We start from the raw sequence: 294 nt of genomic DNA on the forward strand, positions 1-294 counted from the left end.
GATCCGGCCACCTACCGGTCGTCGGGTGCCACTTCGGCCTTCCTGTCGGTTGACGTCGCAGCGGCCGGTTCCGCCGCCGCGACGGGAACGCCTGCGCACGCCGTGACGACGACCGCTGCCGGTGCCGGTGGTGGGGCGGGTCGGTCGGGGCGGGGGCGGACGGTGCTGGTGGTGCGGTCGGACTCGGCCGGGGACGTGCTGGTCACCGGGGCGGGTATCCGGGCGGTCGCGGCCGGCGCGGACCGGGTGGTGCTGCTGTGCGGGCCCCGGGGACGCGCGGCAGCGGACCTGCTG

1 pseudogene is annotated in these 294 nt (G+C 77.9%); it reads left to right on the plus strand.

What is annotated here, in order from left to right:
- A pseudogene (locus Q3W71_RS30905) lies at positions 1-294 on the plus strand (haloacid dehalogenase); the annotation flags it as partial.

The organism is Micromonospora sp. C28SCA-DRY-2, assembly GCF_030519475.1.
Taxonomy (GTDB): domain Bacteria; phylum Actinomycetota; class Actinomycetes; order Mycobacteriales; family Micromonosporaceae; genus Micromonospora.